Annotated in this window: 10 protein-coding genes; 2 read left to right on the plus strand and 8 right to left on the minus strand. The window is 38.0% G+C overall.

What is annotated here, in order from left to right; all coding sequences use genetic code 11:
• Positions 1-234: 234 nt before the first annotated feature.
• The 6 genes from HMPREF9078_RS02575 to HMPREF9078_RS02595 form a co-directional block, all read right to left on the minus strand.
• The gene (locus HMPREF9078_RS02575) at positions 235-1,761 is read right to left on the minus strand and encodes a hypothetical protein (RefSeq protein WP_009419167.1); all 1,527 of its coding nucleotides are present in this window, start codon (positions 1,759-1,761) and stop codon (positions 235-237) included.
• A gap of 128 nt (positions 1,762-1,889) precedes the next feature.
• The gene (locus tag HMPREF9078_RS02580; protein WP_009419168.1) at positions 1,890-3,389 is read right to left on the minus strand and encodes a hypothetical protein; all 1,500 of its coding nucleotides are present in this window, start codon (positions 3,387-3,389) and stop codon (positions 1,890-1,892) included.
• Between the two features lie 18 nt (positions 3,390-3,407).
• A complete protein-coding gene (locus tag HMPREF9078_RS02585) occupies positions 3,408-5,081 on the minus strand; it encodes a RagB/SusD family nutrient uptake outer membrane protein (protein ID WP_009419169.1) in 1,674 nt (557 codons plus the stop codon).
• Between the two features lie 12 nt (positions 5,082-5,093).
• Positions 5,094-8,138, minus strand: a complete 3,045-nt coding sequence (locus tag HMPREF9078_RS02590) for a TonB-dependent receptor (RefSeq protein ID WP_009419170.1) — start codon at positions 8,136-8,138, stop codon at positions 5,094-5,096.
• 295 nt (positions 8,139-8,433) lie between these two features.
• On the minus strand, positions 8,434-8,559 hold the full coding sequence (locus HMPREF9078_RS11490; protein WP_009419171.1) for a FeoB-associated Cys-rich membrane protein: 126 nt from the start codon (positions 8,557-8,559) through the stop codon (positions 8,434-8,436).
• 8 nt (positions 8,560-8,567) lie between these two features.
• Complete coding sequence (locus HMPREF9078_RS02595; protein ID WP_002675347.1) at positions 8,568-9,251, minus strand: SIMPL domain-containing protein; 684 nt, start codon at positions 9,249-9,251, stop codon at positions 8,568-8,570.
• Between the two features lie 618 nt (positions 9,252-9,869).
• Between HMPREF9078_RS02595 and HMPREF9078_RS02600 the strand changes: the two genes are divergently transcribed.
• The gene (locus HMPREF9078_RS02600) at positions 9,870-10,874 is read left to right on the plus strand and encodes a virulence RhuM family protein (protein WP_009419174.1); all 1,005 of its coding nucleotides are present in this window, start codon (positions 9,870-9,872) and stop codon (positions 10,872-10,874) included.
• A gap of 4 nt (positions 10,875-10,878) precedes the next feature.
• Positions 10,879-13,635 (plus strand): excinuclease ABC subunit UvrA, encoded by a 2,757-nt coding sequence (gene uvrA, locus HMPREF9078_RS02605; RefSeq protein WP_009419175.1) that lies wholly within the window; start codon positions 10,879-10,881, stop codon positions 13,633-13,635.
• Positions 13,636-13,689: 54 nt separating this feature from the next.
• Here the strand turns inward: uvrA and ric are convergent, their stop codons facing one another.
• Positions 13,690-14,415 carry an iron-sulfur cluster repair di-iron protein gene (ric, locus tag HMPREF9078_RS02610; RefSeq protein ID WP_009419176.1) on the minus strand — a complete coding sequence of 242 codons (726 nt, stop codon included), beginning with the start codon at positions 14,413-14,415 and terminating at the stop codon, positions 13,690-13,692.
• A gap of 906 nt (positions 14,416-15,321) precedes the next feature.
• A complete protein-coding gene (locus HMPREF9078_RS02615; protein ID WP_009419177.1) occupies positions 15,322-16,779 on the minus strand; it encodes a leucine-rich repeat domain-containing protein in 1,458 nt (485 codons plus the stop codon).
• Positions 16,780-17,040 lie beyond the last annotated feature (261 nt).

The following is a 17,040-nucleotide window of genomic DNA, read 5'->3' on the forward strand; positions in this document are numbered from 1 at the left end:
TTTTTTCACCAAAACCTCTCTCAGCTCTCTTCCGAACTTTTCCGATATCTTCCGAAAAGCTCAAAACTCTTTATCCCAATAATTTCTCACTTTTCACTATACAAACTGGTGTGAGGGTTGTAATGAATACCGTTTTAACTAACAACAAAGCAATTCTATTAATATTCTATAAAGGTAGATAATTACAACCCCTTTACCAGCCATTTATAAAAGCAATATGTAAGTCTCGTTTTATTAGCGAGGTTTATAAGAATAAGGATATGGTTGATAAGTTACATAATCCCATAAGCCTACAACATCTTCTGTAGTAGGACGTTCTCCTAAAAAGTCTAGGTTCTCTACACTACAAAATATATGAAATAATTTTTCTTGTCCATAGTTTAGTTTTGACTTATAACGGTCTACTCCATCTATAGCCCAAGTAATGATATAGTTCTGACCATTAATAGCTTGATTTATTTCCAATCTTATCTGAAAAGTATGCCACGATCCTTTATTTCTCTCATCAACTGTAACAATCTCAGTATCGTGATGTAGTTCTGGATTATTTTGGCTTGTAATATAAGCTATCAACTGATTGTTTTTCGTTGCGTGAGCTTCTTCTCTTTTTTTAATAGTCCCTGAACCAACCTCAAAATCTACTTCGTGTTGGTCATCGTTATAAAGCCAAGAACCTACGCTCACTCTTTCACCAATATTCATTGTAGGAATGAAAACACGCCAAGTGTAAATCCCTGCACCAAACATTTGTTCTGTCTTTAATTTTTTCCGCTCTTTTGTCCCTGCTTTTGTCCATATCTTCAAAGCCTTACCATCGTCGCAACCATCTTTATAAACTGATGAACAATGGTCTACATTCTTATTAGGTTCTTGGTTGGCTAAAACCCAATCTGAAAGAGGATAAGAACTAAAGTGCCATCTGTAAGTTCCAACAGGATTATCAGGCTTAGGGTTAGGTGTAGGCTTAGGTGTAGGAACTACGGCTCCACCATTAGGCGTATACTTAACATTGTCCCATACACCTGTTGTAGGAGTGGTAGCAGGTCTATCACCTACTTTTGGTAAGTTCTCTACACTACAAAAGATATTGAAAAGGTTGTCTTGACCATAATCAAGTGTTCCTTCCAATTTATCCTTTCCTTCTCTTCCATCTACTGTAAGGATAGCGTGATAGTTGCCATTCACTAACTTCAATTCTATCTTAAACCTATGCCAATCTTGTTGGGTAATAGCTATCTTTTTAGTTGCCATTCCATAACCACCCAATTCTGCTATTACTTGATTATCAGTAAGTCTCATTTGGGAGCGTTCCGCATTCTTTCCTGAATAGACTTTGATAGCCAATTCGTGATTGTCATCTTTGTAAAGAAAGCAATTCACACTTGTTTGGGCTCCTTTCTCCAATTTAGGAACATACAATCTCCACTCATATACTCCCGCTCCATATTGTCTTACAGTTTTGAGTTTGTTGCGTTGCAAAGTATTCACCTCTGTGTGAATAATAAGTCCACCGTTTGTACAGCCAGGGCTATGTTGTATCTTATAGCAATTAGGCTTACTGTTCTGATTGGCTTCTATCCAATCGTTAGAAGGAGCATCAAACTCCCAAAACATTACCCCTTTTTGAGCTTGTTGTGCAGCATTAAGCGATTGTCCATCGCTTGATGTAGTTGTTGCGTTGCGGGTAGTTTCCTCAGAATCTATCTTACAACCAACATAGATGAACAAGGTCATCAATGAAAAAATAAATGTTTTTTTCATACTAAAATCATTAAGTTGTATGCTTTATTCTTAGTTTTCTTTTTAAGAAAAAGAGGCTGTCTCGTTGTTGGAGGTGAGACAGCCTCAGAAAAATCAATTTGCCATTTATAGATAAACATCAATTACTACTAATAGGCGGTATATTCAATAAAGTTAAACTTCGTTTCTAAGTGTTTTGTAAGAGCTTTATCGAGTTTAGCCCATTTCATCCAAGGTCTATTAGCAGCTGCTTCGGCTATAAAGAAGAACTTAAATTCATCTTCACCATAATTTGCAACTAAAGTTTTTAATACGTTACCATCAATAGAGTAAACAATAGTATACTTGTTATTTACTTTTTTAAGGTCGATGGTAAGTTTGTAGTCTTTGTTAGCATCTAATAAGCCAACATATTCGTCTACCGCAGGTTCAGCTCCTTGTATATATAGCAATAACTGATTGGGTTTAGCTCCTAAACGAGTGCGATCCTCTTCTGAGCCTATACGAGCCATCATTAAAAAGAGGCGTTCAGTTACTTTCCCTTTTTCATCTTCTGCATAATAATAAAGATTAGCTCCTGATTGGAATTGAGTACCCGCAGGAATAGTTGATACATCGGGGAAGCGGACAGACCACGTATATTTTCCATAGCCCATTTTCATACCCAACTTGTATTGTACCTTAGCAATAGTATTACCACTATCTACTCCTAACACCAATTTACCACTATCTACTTTAGCAATACCCCATTTCAACCAATCGTCAGGGAAGCTGTTGAAAGTCCATTTCTTTACTTCTCCTGTATCTGGTTCTGGTTCTGGGTCAGGTGGGTTAAGTTGGTTTTGAGGTTCTGTAGGTTCCATAGAATATGAGTAGGGAGTATAGGTTACATAATCCCACAAGCCATAATTATCTTTATAAGGCCAGCTATCGCCCACAAATTTCAAGTTCTCAGTACTACAAAAGATATAAAAAGGGTGCTCTTGCCCATAATTAAGTTGCTGAGCGGCACACTTTACATCATCAATAAGCCAAGTAGCAAAATACTTTCCTCCTGCTAATTTTAGGTCAATTTGGAACATATGCCACGCATTCTTCTTGATTTTTACTTTTTGGTGTAAAGCTGGGTTATCTTGGCTGGTAATATAAGCAATCACTTCATCATCAGCAGCTCCTAAGGCATCACGGTCTTTAGCCGTACCAGAACCTACCTCAAAGTCCAGTTCGTGTTTATCGCTATTCCACAACCAAGAGCCTATGCTCACACGTTCAGTAGTTCCTAAATCAGAGATATAGGCACGCCAAGTGTAGAGTCCTGCTCCGTATTGTTTTTTAGTTTTGAGCTTTTTACGCTCTTTGGTACCTGCTTTAGTGAATATTTTCACTACTTTACCATCTTCAGCTTCAGTATTGCTTTCCACTGAAGTTTGTGAGATATTAGCCTGTTCTCCTTGACTGGCATTAAGCCAATCATTGGTATTATCAAAGTTCCACTTCACTTGTTTAGCAGTAACCAAACTGCCTTCTTGTGGAGTTCCTATCTCACTGCGTGGGTTATCGCTAAAACGCCCATCTACATCGCTCTTGTCACAGCCTATCATACTAAGCATCGCAACAGCCATCAGTATTGGTTTTGTATAGGTTTTCATATGAGTTTACATTTAAGATTATTGTTCTCTAAAAGAACGGTTGTTTTGTAGGTCAGGGAATTTGTTACTATACACTCCTGGTATAGGGTAATACCTACGTTTGTCATAAGGTTTAAACGGATTGCTGAACTTAGGATACACTTTCCATTCAGGACTCAAATCATAAGGATTTTTTACTACATTAGGGTCTCTTCTGGCATTTAAATTGGCTTCTTTAGTTTCCAATTTTTGTTTAACAAGATCCATATAAGCATCTAAGCGGTCTTTCCATAATCCCATACGGATAAGGTCTACACGACGAACTCCCTCCATATTAAGCTCAAACAAGCGTTCATCACACAATTTACTACGCATATCTTCTTTGGAAGCAAAGTTTGCCAAGGTATAATTGTGGTTGTTATTTTCAAAAGCTCTCTCACGAATTTTATTAATCAAATCCACTGATTCTTGAGTAGGTCCATTGAGCTCATTAAGAATTTCAGCTTTGCAAAGCAATACATCAGCATAACGCAACAAGATGAGGTTATTAGGTGTATTATAATTATAGGTTCCTGGTTTGGTATATTTATACTTTTTAGTATATACCGCATCGTTCTCAACTATTTGCGGATTACTTTTTTCATTCCTAAGCGTTCCTACTTCATTAAGTTTAGGAGATATGTACTTTATAGGTTTTCCGTACACGTTGTCGAAGGAAGTTACAATAAGCTCTTTGAGGCGTTGGTCATCACTATTAAACTTCCAGTACAATTCCAAAGGCATATTGATATTATTCCAGCCCATATCATATTCCCAAGGAGTGAAATACAAAGCTAAATCTGAAGAACCTGAGGGCACTTTATCACTTGCTCGTATAGCAAAGATAATCTCGTTATTATTTAAGGTTTCAGGCTTAGAAGGGTCGAACACATCAAACACTTTAGCTTGTAAGGCGTATTTACCTGAGGTTATCACTTGGTCTGCATACATTAAAGCAGCTTGCCAAGCAGCGGTAGCATCTTTACCTTCTTCGCGCAAACGCCCTGCTTTACGCATATTAAGACGCATCAAATAGCCATAAGCCGCGCCTTTGGTAGGGCGACCTGAAGCTCCCTCTGTTGCAGTACCCCATTCATCGGGAAGGTTATTAGTAGCAATGAGCAAATCTTGTTCTATTTGGTCATCTAATTCCTCAACAGTAGCCAAAGTAGGGTTAGCATCAGCTTCGTAGAAACCATTTGTTATCAAAGGTACTCGATAAAAAGCATTGGTAAGCTGATAGAAGGCAAAAGCACGCAAAAAGTGGGCTTCGGCTAAGAGCTCTGGTTTCTTATCGGCGGTTTTGAAACGAGATTCGGGAATCATTGAGATATTGTCAATAGCAGTATTGGCACAACCAATCATTTGCCAGTTACCATTGTAGCATCTCGCAAGTTCTACGTTGCCAGAGAGACCGTTTTCATTGTATATCTCGAAAGCAATACCATCTTTAAAACAGTCATCAGTAGACATATCGTTGATGTAGAAGTTGCTTGTGTGTGTAGCCCCAAGAAGGTAACGATAAATTCCGTTTACACCTTCTTGTGCATTTTCTTCGGTAGTATAGGCGTTATTAGCATTGTAAACCGAAGTTAAATCTTCTTTGAGTTCACAAGCGGTAAACGAGAGTCCTAAAAGACCTACCAATGTATATAGTTTATAATTCGTTTTCATTATTCTTTTGCGTTAAAAAGTTAATTTCACTCCAAAGTTAATGGTTCTGTAAGCAGGATAAGAGTTCAAATCCAAACCTTGTGCAATAGCACTACTACCATTGGTACTGATATCGGGGTCAAAACCTTGGTATTTAGTGAAGGTAAGCAAGTTTTGGCCTCCTACAAACACACGCATTGTTTTAAGAGTTTTCATATTCCATTGACTGCCTGTGAAGGTATATCCTAACTCAACATTGCGCAATTTTACGAAATCGGCATCTTCTACAAAACGAGAGTTCACATAAGAACCATATTGCAATTTAGCTGTTTTTTGATAACCATTACGAGGCACACTGTTAGAAGCGTGCGCTTTTGTCCAACGGTCAGCTGAATCTGAAAGGCGGTTATTATCTTCCAAATAAATACGAGTTAAGTTAAGCATCTTGGCTCCTAATGAGGCTTCAAAGAAGAAAGAGAAGTCAAACCCTTTATAGGTAAAACTATTGTTAAGACCTATGATAGTTTTAGGGATACCAGTACCCAATACCGTACGGTCGTTTTCGTCTATTTTACCATCACCATTAAGGTCTTTAAACTTAGGGTCACCAGGTGCTGAGTTAGGCTGTGGTGCATAAGTTTCGCCTTCTTGAAGGATACCATCGAACTCATAACCATAGATAGCACTGAGAGGTTCACCTTCTTTGAGCATCATATATTCTTTTTCGTCATAAGAACCGTGAGGACGTATATACTGAAAACGAGGTTTTCCATCGTTGAGTTTCAATACCTCACTACGGTTATGAGAGAAGTTAAATGCTGTAGTCCACACAAAATCGTTTTTATTGATATTGGTAGATTTGATAGCCACTTCAAAACCTCGGTTTTCGATCTCACCATCGTTTACCATCATTGCGGTATACTCAAAACGGCGACCGTCATTCACATAGTTAGGGAAACCTCCTGAAGGGTGAATAGGGTCAGGGTTTAACAAGTCGTGAGTGCGTTTGATATAATAATCGAAGCTGGCTTCTACTCTACCAACCACTAAATCGATACCGGCATTCCATTGTGCAGTGGTTTCCCAGCGGAGTTTTGGATTGTAGGGATTAGAAGGATACATACCTTTGGAGTTCACATCATTACCAATATACACATCGCGTACAGAGTATTGGTATTGTGACAAACCAAAACGGATACCATCGTTACCACTAAGTCCATAGCTAGTGCGCAATTTGATACGAGAGAAAAGAGGTTTAGCAAATTTCATAAACTCTTCTTCACCTAAGTGCCAAGCGATAGACCCCGCAGGAAATATACCCCAACGATAGTCAGCTCCAAACACTGATGAACCATCGGCACGAACTGAAGCGTTGATAATATAACGGTTATTGAAGATGTATTCGGCACGACCAAAAACAGAAGCCTTTTTGATTGAGGATTCACCTGAACCTATCCAATCTAAATGTTGGGCAGCTCCAATATTTTTGAAAGAGAATACATCGGAAGCAAAACCATAGGCTTGCACTTCATCTCCTTTACCTCTTTGATAAATATAGGAAGTACCTGCGGTTACTTTTATATCGTGTTTACCTTCCATTTTAGGGTGATAAGTAGCCACACCTTCTATTTGGTGTTTTACGTTTTCTTCGTGACTGAGAAATGCTTGTCCTTTGTAAGACTGACCTATAGAAGTAGAACGGTCATAATACTTTTCAGTTTTTAAATGGTCATAAGCATAGGTATAACGACCATTGATAGTAAGTGAAGGCAACAAATCAATATCGGCATAGGCGGTTGCATACATTGTATTAAAATGGCGATAGAGTTGTGCTCCGCTCATTTCTTCGAACACAGCAGGACGACGGTCTTTAGTTCCAAACACATCGAAACCTTCTTTATTTTTCCAAGGTTCCAAATTAAAGATACGATACATAATATTTTTATCAGAAGAGACTGTACCCATATCTAAGAATTTCTTTTTAGATTTGGAAAAACTCATATTAGCCCCCGCTCTTACTTTCGGACTTATCTTGTACTGCAAATTGATGCGTCCTCCATAACGATTATAATCGGTATTGAGCAGAATACCAGGTTCGGTAAGGTAGTTACCTGACATAAAAGCAGATAAACGGTCAGTACCTCCTGATACAGAAAGTTGATGCAATACAGTAAAGGCATCGTGAGTGGTTTCTTTGAGCCAATCGGTACCTTTACCGCGATAGGTAGCTTGTTGAGCTGTCCATTTGCCATAAGCGGCGTCTTGGGTTTGTTCATATAAGCGACGGGTAAGTGCTATGGTTTCTCCAGCATCAAGCAAATCCCAAGGATTATACATATTCTTATAAGATGTTTGGTTAGAGTACTCTACATTAAAGCTACCTTCTTTACCTTTTTTAGTAGTAATAAGGATAACCCCATTAGCACCACGAGCTCCGTAAATAGCAGTAGTAGAGGCATCTTTTAAGATTTCGATTGATTCGATGTCGTCTATACTGATTTGCGACATATTATCTGTTTGGAATCCATCGATTACATAAAGTGGTTCGTTATCGGCACTTACTGAAGAAGCACCACGCACACGGATAGATACATTACCACCAGGCTCGAGTGAGTTTTGGCGCACTTGTACTCCTGAGGCACGACCCTTTAACATCTGTGACATATCGGCTACCACCCCTGCTTTTACATCATTGGTTTTGATGGAGGTAATAGCACCTGCTAAATCACGTACTTTGGTAACGCCATAACCTACGACCACTACTTCGTCTAACTTTCTTTGCTCTTCGGCAAGAGCAATATTCAAAGGTGAAGGTGTATTGGCGGTTACTTTTACATTTTGAGTTACATAACCCATAAATGAGACTTCTAAGGTTTGCCCTACCGATACCTCTATGGTATACTTACCGCTCATATCGGTACTGACACCCTTACTAGTTCCTTTAATTACTACCGAAGCACTCATTAGGGGCTCTTTGGTAGTAGCATCGCTGACAGTTCCACGGATAGTGCGTTGTTGCGCATAGCTCCAACTCACTAATAAGAACAACAGAACTGATAAAAATAGATTTCTTTTCATACAATGGTTGTTTGTTCGTTTGTTTTCGTATGGTTTTGATGGTTCAAAAGTACAAAATAGTTGAAGAAATAGAGGTTTAAAATCGTCTATAAAAGGTTTAAAATCGTCTAATGAGTTTTAAGACATTCATAATCAAAGGCTAAAAAGAAGCTCTAAGAAAGTAATAAAAAGAAAAATAGCCTATAACAAATAGAAAAAAGATAAAAACAAAAGAATAAAAGATAAAAAAAGCCCCCAAAAAGGGGGCTGCGCAATTTAAAAATATATTACAATGCCGAGAAAAATCTCGTTATTTTTATCCACACTTACAATCAGTTCCTCCTCCACAACTTTTCTTTTTCTTTTTTAAAAAAAGTGTTTTTACGAGATAGCCTACTGCTATAACAACTAATATATAAGCGATGATTTCTTGTGTATTCATAGAAATATCTATTTATTGAGTAATTCAAAAGCTACATTTATTTGTGCTTCTACCGCTATTTTGCCTATTGCTAAGGTGTCGTCGTTAGCTTCCGCTCCGCTACTACCTAAGCTCACTTTACTGGATCTGAAAGTAGGTTGTACATCGTTAAAGTTTGATGAAAGTTCTTTAACAGCAATGGCTTTGCCTATATTTTGGTCTAAACTTACCGCATAGAGCAGTGCTTTTTTACGAGCATCTTCAATGGCAGCTACACGAGCGTCTTGCAAATGCTTTTCTTTATTCTTCACATCGAAACTTACACTGTTGATACGGTTTACGCCTGCATCGAAAATAGCGTTCATTAAACTATCGTATTTGCTAATATCTTCTAATTTAATAGTAATATTTTGTAAAACGCGATATTTATTAATCTTGTTATAATCGTCTTTATAAAGTGAAACATAGCTGGTTTGGAAGTTTTCCTTTGGCAGTTCTTTACTCAAAGTCTCCAAGACTTTGGCTACTTCTTCACTGTTTTTTTGTCGCAAATTTTTAAGGTCAAGTCCTTCTCTTTCTATACTGATAGAGATGTTTACGACATCGGGGGTAACATATACAATGCCTTCACCTACCACTTGCACTGAAGGCGTTTGGGTTTGTGCTATTGCCATTGTAGAGACCAATGAGAATAATAAAATGTACTGTTTCATATGTTTTTTTTTAGTTTATTATATGCAATTTATATGCCAAAGGTGCGAGGTCGCATAGGCATTAGCTAATGATTAATGGTTAATGGTTAATGGTGAATGGTGAATTTGGGAGGGAATTATACAAAGCTTATAGGATAGATGAACGAAGAGTGGCTCTACAGTGGCTCTACAGTGGCTCTACAATGAAGACTAACCAAAGATTAACTGAATACTGATTGAGTTTAGAATGTTACTAATAGCAATCAAGGGTTGAATTAACCTATTGATTATAAATATCCCCCTTACAATACCTTTCTCTCGCTGGCTATCTTCAAAGGGAGACCGTGCAAAGCACACGGGGAGATAGAAAATTAGCAAATGAAACAGGAAATTAATTGAAGAAGCTCGGAGGCACAAGCTACAAGAAACGCATTAGCGGAGGGATTCATTTAATTCACGAATTTTAGTAACAAGTTGCTTAGATTTTACAAAGACATTCTTCAAAAGTATACTGTAAATCAGAATTATATATAGAAATGATATTAACTTTTAATTTTGTATGTTTGCTATAGTAAGAATTTTTCCTATTAGCCTATTTGTTAATTATTTTGTACCTTTGCGCCCTTGATAGATAAAACAATGAACACACAACAAAAAATCATCATTTATAAGACCGACGACGGCAAGGTGAAAATCTCTCTTTTTGCCAAAGACGGCTCGGTATGGTTGAACCAAAATCAGCTTGCTGACCTTTTTGACACCTCTGTTCCTAATATCAGTATGCACATATCTAATATACTAAAGGATAATGAATTATCTCCAAATTCAGTTATTAAGAATTACTTAACAACTGCCTGTGATGGGAAGAATTATGAAGTTACTTTTTACAGTTTGGATATGATTCTCGCTATTGGATTCAGGGTGCGTAGTAAGCGAGGAGTTCAGTTCAGGCAATGGGCAAACCAGTACTTGAAAGAATTTATGGTGAAGGGATTTGTGATGGACGATGAACGGCTGAAAAACCCCGATGGGCGACCTGATTATTTCGACGAATTACTCGCCCGTATTCGCGACATTAGAGCTTCGGAAAAACGCTTCTACCAAAAAATAAGAGACTTATTTATGCTCAGTAGCGATTATGATAAAACCGATAAGGCGACCCAGATGTTTTATGCACAAACTCAAAATAAAATTCTATACGCTATCACAGGTCAAACGGCTGCTGAACTGATTGTCAGTCGTGCTGATGCTTCGCAAAACAATATGGCACTTACCTCGTGGGAGGGAAACATTGTGAGGAAAGGGGATATTTACATAGCTAAGAATTACCTTACTGATAATGAGATTGATAGCTTAAATCGCTTTGTAATGGTATTCTTAGAATCGGCGGAATTAAGAGCTAAAAACCGACAAGACATTACTATGGATTTCTGGCGTGAGAATATCGATAGGATTATTGAATTCAACGATAAAAAAGTACTAAAAGGCAATGGCTCAGTGAGCAACGAACAAATGAAAACAATAGTGAGAAAAGTGTATGATGAGTTTGAAGTGAAACGGAAACAATATGATGCTCAGCAAGCTGACTTAGAAGATTTAAAAGAAATAGAAGAATTAGAAGCGCATATAAAACTGCTAAAATAAACAAATGAAAACCAAAGAGATACTTATAAAGGGTGCGAAATTGCACAACCTTAAAAATATAACTGTAGGAATTCCTCGTAATAAGTTAGTGGTGATTACAGGACTTTCGGGCTCGGGTAAATCATCATTGGCGTTTGACACGCTTTACGCCGAAGGACAGCGCCGTTATGTGGAGAGCCTGTCGTCGTACGCGCGTCAGTTTTTGGGTAAGTTAGACAAACCCAAAGTAGACAATATCGTAGGGATTGCCCCTGCGATTGCAATTCAGCAGAAAGTAAATACCTCGAACCCACGTTCTACTGTGGGCACTTCTACCGAGGTGTACGACTACTTGAAACTGCTCTTTGCTCGTATCGGGAAGACGTATTCGCCAATTTCAGGTCAAGAGGTAAAAAAACATACGGTTACCGATGTGGTTGATGCGGTGATGCGCTATCCAGAAGGCACAAAACTGTTGCTTTTAGCCCCTGTGAGTATCCCCAAAGACCGTACCGTAGAGCAAGTGCTCAAACTCCTATTACAACAGGGCTATGCACGCATTCTATACAAAGAAGAAATCATTCGTCTTGAGGAAGACAATTTGCCTAAGAATCTCGACAATTTCCAATTGGTAATAGATAGGGTGATTGTGCGTCACGACGAAGACTTTCAGCACCGCCTTGCCGATGCGGTAGACACGGCTTTTTTTGAAGGCAAAGGCGAGTGCTATATTCAAGAAATGGACGGGGTGGTACAAACGCATTTCAGCAATCGGTTTGAGTTAGACGGCATCACCTTTTTAGAGCCTAACGTACACTTATTCAGCTTCAACAACCCTTATGGGGCTTGCCCCAAATGCGATGGTTATGGTGATACTATCGGACTTGATGAAGACCTTATCGTACCTAACACAGGTCTTTCGGTCTACGAGAATGCTATCTATCCTTGGCGCGGTGAGACGATGAGTTGGTTTCGTGACCAATTGGTGAATAACGCCTATAAGTTCGATTTCCCGATACACAAGCCTTGGTTTGAGCTCACCGATGAGCAGAAACAATTGGTTTGGGACGGCAACAAGTATTTCACAGGACTCACCGATTTTTTCAAAGAGTTAGAAGAGAAAAGTTATAAAATACAAAACCGAGTGCTCTTGGCACGCTATCGCGGAAAAACGCGTTGTCACGAATGCCACGGCAAGCGTTTGCGCAAAGAGGCTAACTACGTGAAAATAGCAGGCAAAAGCATTTCGGACTTGGTAGAACTGCCTATTGAAGAACTACAAGTCTTTTTCAAAGAACTCAAACTCACCGACTATGAGCAAGAGGTAGCCAAACGATTGCTTTTAGAAATTAACAACCGCTTGCAATTCCTCACCGATGTGGGCTTAGGTTACTTAACGCTCAACCGAAAATCGAATACGCTCTCAGGGGGGGAAAGCCAGCGCATTAACTTAGCGACCTCGTTGGGCAGTAGTTTGGTAGGCTCTATGTACATACTCGATGAGCCCAGTATCGGTTTGCACCCGCGCGATACCGAACGACTGATAAGCGTACTAAAATCCTTGCGTGACTTAGGCAATACGGTGATTGTAGTGGAGCACGACGAGGATATTATGAAAGCTGCCGACTACATCATCGATATAGGTCCTGAAGCGGGCACGCACGGTGGCGAAGTAGTAGCGACAGGCACTTATGAGGAACTTCTAAAAGCCAACACCCTTACGGGGAAATACCTCAGTGGGCGCTTAACAATTGAAATACCCAAAAAGCGACGCACTTCGCCTCACTACATCACTTTGGTAGGCTGTCGCGAGAACAACCTTAAAAATATAGATGTTACCTTCCCTTTGGATATGCTCACGGTAATTACAGGGGTATCGGGTAGTGGAAAATCGACTTTGGTGAAAAAGCTACTCTATCCTGCCATTCAGAAAGAATTGGATTTAGGCGGAGAGAAAATTGGTCAGTTTACCAAAATAGAGGGCAAATACAAACACTTGCAAAGTGTGGAGTTTGTAGACCAAAACCCTATTGGCAAATCTACCCGTTCAAATCCTATTACCTATATTAAGGCTTACGACGATATTCGCGCCCTCTTTGCAAATCAGAAATTGGCAAAGATGCGGAATTTCCAATCTAAACACTTCTCATTCAACGTTGATGGGGGTCGTTGTGAAGTATGTAAAGGAGAGGGTGAAGTAACCATAGAAATGCAATTTATGGCTGATGTGCACCTCACTTGTGAGGCTTGTGGAGGCAAACGCTTCAAAAAAGAAGTACTTGAAGTGATGTACGAAGGCAAAAACATAGATGACCTGCTAAACACTACTATCGATGATGCCGTAGCCTTTTTCCAAAAGCACAAACAAACCAAAATAGCCGAAAAGCTAAAACCTTTGCAAGATGTAGGTTTGGGGTATGTAACACTGGGGCAATCCTCCTCTACTCTATCGGGTGGGGAAGCCCAACGGATAAAGTTAGCCTCGTTTCTATCGAAATCGGACAGTAAAGAAAAGGTGCTTTTCATCTTCGATGAGCCTACTACCGGCTTGCACTTTCACGACATTCGCAAGCTCTTAGACTCGCTGCAAGCTCTTATAGAAAAAGGGCATTCGGTAATTATTATAGAGCACAATGTAGAGATGATAAAATCGGCTGACTACGTGATAGATTTAGGCTTAGAAGGCGGTGCTAAGGGAGGTAATCTCATAGCGACAGGCACGCCCGAAGAAATCGCTAAAAACAAAAAGAGCTACACAGGTAAATACTTAAAACTGAAATAAAAAAAGAGTTCGGTATTCTTACCGAACTCTTTTTTTGATAATCCTAATAATAAACTACGCTTGGCGAAGTTGTTTTTCCAAAGCAATAGCTTTAGGGAAAAGGATATTGTTTTCGAGGTGAATATGACGATTTAAATCGGTTTCAAACTCTTGCAACATTTGATACGTTACCTTGTAAGTATTACAAGCGTCGGCAGGAGGCGTATAGTTATTGGTAAGCTTTACTATTTCCTCGAAACGCTCACCTTCTGCACTGTGTTCGTGCATCATCATTGCGATAGGGTTCTCTACCGTACCGAAAGGTATATCGCCAAGAGGTTGCCCTGATTGTTGTGCTTTTACGAGGCTTTCGATAAAAGGGAAAAGCACTCCTTCTTCTTTTTTAAAATGCGACTCGAGGTCACGAGCACTCTCATTAAAAATACGATTGATTTCAAAGAGCTCAGGGTGACGCTCGCCGTGCACACGACATAGCTTATCTAGAAACTGCAAGAGCATAGGAGTTTTGTCGTGCACGTATTGGTGATGAATGCGCACAATATAGTTAGCAAGTAAGTCGAGAGGCCAATCGCGTACATCGACCTCGTTGCTATTGCCTTTGGGGAGCGCTTCCAATTCGCTAATAAGCGCGTTTTTCTCTACTCCTTTTTTCTCACAGACTTCGTCGATAGTACGACCGCCTTTGCAGCAAAAATCAATACCGTGTTTTTTAAATATAGCGGCAGTGCGAAAATCGTCGGCTACAATTTCGCCAATGGTTTTTTTTGTTGTTATACTCATAATGATTTAATTTGAGAGGGCAAAGGTACGAAAAGTATTTGGATAATAAAAGTGTATTATATCTTTTTTATTTATTATACAAATACTATATCTTAGAAATAAGGTAGTTTTTGCTTTTAACATTCCTTTTACATTAACAAATATTTAAGACCTTCATTTTAACATTAAGAAGGTACTTAAATCCTTTTATCGTTCTAAAATGAATAAAGAAAAAAGTGACACAATAGCTTTTTTATAAGGATTTCGGGCATTTTAAAGAAGATAATATTGTCTTAAAAGGGCAAAAATAAAACTTTAACATTCTTTGCGTTATTCTCGGGATTTTAACATTTTCTTTGCGTTTTATCTGTTAAAAACAGTTTTTTAACAGATAAAACGCAGTGTTTTTAAAGATTTAGTGTGTAATTATTAACAGTAAAATAAGAATTTCAGCGACGATAGTTATATTTTTTTTGCATATTTTTTTGAATATTTTTTGGTAGTTACATTTTTTAACGTATCTTTGTGCCATCAAAAAAGATAAGAGACTTTTTCATAACCAACAACAAAGAAATAAACAAACTACAAGTTGTGTATAAAAACAAGAATGTAATTGTAAACAAAAAGTTTTTTTCATAATTTTTATTTTTAAGTTTTCTTTTTTATTATTAAATTCAAGAGGCTTCTAAGGGGTTAGAAGCCTCTTTTTATTTGAGCCGGCCGACCGTAGCACGGCAGGCACTTTAATTAGGCAAATACAATTTGAGGCGAATTTGGGCTAAAGAGTGAAACTATGCCTCAGAAAAAGTAGTAGCACGACGGACAATTGATTTCAGAATTGGAGTGCTTGAAAGATTATACATAAAAAACCGTTATAAGCTATACTTATAACGGTTTTTTATAATTATTATTTTAAATATTTAATTCTTATGGGATAGGAAATGGTGTATAACCATTATTTTGCAAACCTCTGAAATTAGAGGTTAATTCACCACTCCAAACTGTTTTATAGGCTTGTATACTTGAAGCTGGAACATATAGTACTAAGTTTTGAGCAGTTCTTATACCTCCAAAACTACTATCAACAGCAGGAGGAGTTGTAGCTCTACAAGTTACTTTTACAAGGCTTGTACCTGAAAAAGCAGCTCTTCCTATTTTTTGTAAAGTAGCAGGAAGGTCTACTTCTTTTAATTGTGTATTTTGATCGAAAGCTCGTTGTCCTATAATTTTCACATTAGACATTTCTACTCTACGTAAATTGAAAGTTCTTTGAAATGCGTTTAATTCTATTTCTTCTACATTATTTAAGTTGATACTTTCCATCACGCTTTGATCTTTAAAGGCTTCTGTAGCTATTTTCTTTACATTTGCAGGGATAATAACTGCTCCTGTAAGTGTTACTCCAGCTTTCACACCTTTAAGTACATCTCCTTCGATAATAAAGTTAGAGGTATCTACTTTGCTTACTGTAATAGTTAGGCTAAGTTCACGACCTTTACCGTTATCACCATCGCTATTAGTGAGTTTAAATGTAAAAGTACCTTCTTTTTTACCTGTTACTTTTATACCTGTAAAATTACCATTAGAAAGTTCTTTTCCTACACCGTCTAATTCTTTTGCATACTCAACAGTGGCAATATCATTATTTACACCTTCGAAAGTAAAGGCATTGTTATAGATATTGGCTAAATCAATACGTTTGGTTTGTCCAACTCCTACTTCACCGCTTTGTACTGCAAGGAAAGGAGCTCGTACGTGTACAATAAAACTTCCTTGGGGAAATTCACCTTTATCGTTTTTCTCACCTGCAGTATCTTCAAAGTATACTTCACCAGTTAGTCCCTCGCCTATTCCTGTTACAAAAAATCTATTTCCATCTTTGCGTACTTGTGCTAAAGCAGTGGAAGTAGATCTTATATTTACTTTATCTATAGTACCATTATATTTCTTTAGCAAATTTGTAACTTCTACTTCTACGTCTCTATCAACAAATACGGTTTTACCCAAAACGGCTATACCTCTATCTGTTTTCATTTCGTCTTTTACAGTTACATTGATATAGGCAACTCCACCAGTTTTACTTTCTATTTTCACACGGGTTTCACCTACTTTACCGCCTACTTTTTTGCTAGAAATAATAACATTAATATCTCTTCCCATATTGGCGATAGCCACGTCTACATCTTCAGATTCGGGCTTTAGGATACCGTCGGGGGCAGTTACTTTCACGGTTGTTTGCCCTCCTAAGTTAAGGGTCACAGCCGTTTTCTCTAATATGATATTAGAGTCTCCCTCTTTATCGTCTTTTTTGCAGCTGAACAGGGTTGCTGAAGTCAACACTAATAAAGCTAACATCATTAGTCTAGTTTTCATTGCTAAATACATTTAATTAAATTTCGCTACAAAAATAGGTATTTTTACAATACAAAACAAACTTTTAGAGATATTATTATCTACTATTTTGTGTTATTTGTAACATTATATATTTAAACAACTGACAATCAAGTAATATTATAAGAATTTTATTAGAGTAAAATTATTGTTTAACAAGAGAAGTATAGGTTAAATGCACGAGGGTTTCTTTAAAGAAAATCAAACAAATAGGTAAAAGTCTTTTCAATTGACAATTGATAATTGACAATTGAT

The sequence above is a fragment of the Capnocytophaga sp. oral taxon 380 str. F0488 genome (genome assembly GCF_000318255.2).
Taxonomy (GTDB): Bacteria; Bacteroidota; Bacteroidia; order Flavobacteriales; family Flavobacteriaceae; genus Capnocytophaga; species Capnocytophaga ochracea.

What these genes read in the sequence shown, in the direction of transcription:
- HMPREF9078_RS02575 (WP_009419167.1), bottom strand. Translation starts at nt 1,761, where the DNA reads ATGAAAAAAACATTTATTTTTTCATTGATGACCTTGTTCATCTATGTT.
- HMPREF9078_RS02580 (WP_009419168.1), bottom strand. Translation starts at nt 3,389, where the DNA reads ATGAAAACCTATACAAAACCAATACTGATGGCTGTTGCGATGCTTAGT.
- HMPREF9078_RS02585 (WP_009419169.1), bottom strand. Translation starts at nt 5,081, where the DNA reads ATGAAAACGAATTATAAACTATATACATTGGTAGGTCTTTTAGGACTC.
- HMPREF9078_RS02590 (WP_009419170.1), bottom strand. Translation starts at nt 8,138, where the DNA reads ATGAAAAGAAATCTATTTTTATCAGTTCTGTTGTTCTTATTAGTGAGT.
- HMPREF9078_RS11490 (WP_009419171.1), bottom strand. Translation starts at nt 8,559, where the DNA reads ATGAATACACAAGAAATCATCGCTTATATATTAGTTGTTATAGCAGTA.
- HMPREF9078_RS02595 (WP_002675347.1), bottom strand. Translation starts at nt 9,251, where the DNA reads ATGAAACAGTACATTTTATTATTCTCATTGGTCTCTACAATGGCAATA.
- HMPREF9078_RS02600 (WP_009419174.1), top strand. Translation starts at nt 9,870, where the DNA reads ATGAACACACAACAAAAAATCATCATTTATAAGACCGACGACGGCAAG.
- uvrA (WP_009419175.1), top strand. Translation starts at nt 10,879, where the DNA reads ATGAAAACCAAAGAGATACTTATAAAGGGTGCGAAATTGCACAACCTT.
- ric (WP_009419176.1), bottom strand. Translation starts at nt 14,415, where the DNA reads ATGAGTATAACAACAAAAAAAACCATTGGCGAAATTGTAGCCGACGAT.
- HMPREF9078_RS02615 (WP_009419177.1), bottom strand. Translation starts at nt 16,779, where the DNA reads ATGTATTTAGCAATGAAAACTAGACTAATGATGTTAGCTTTATTAGTG.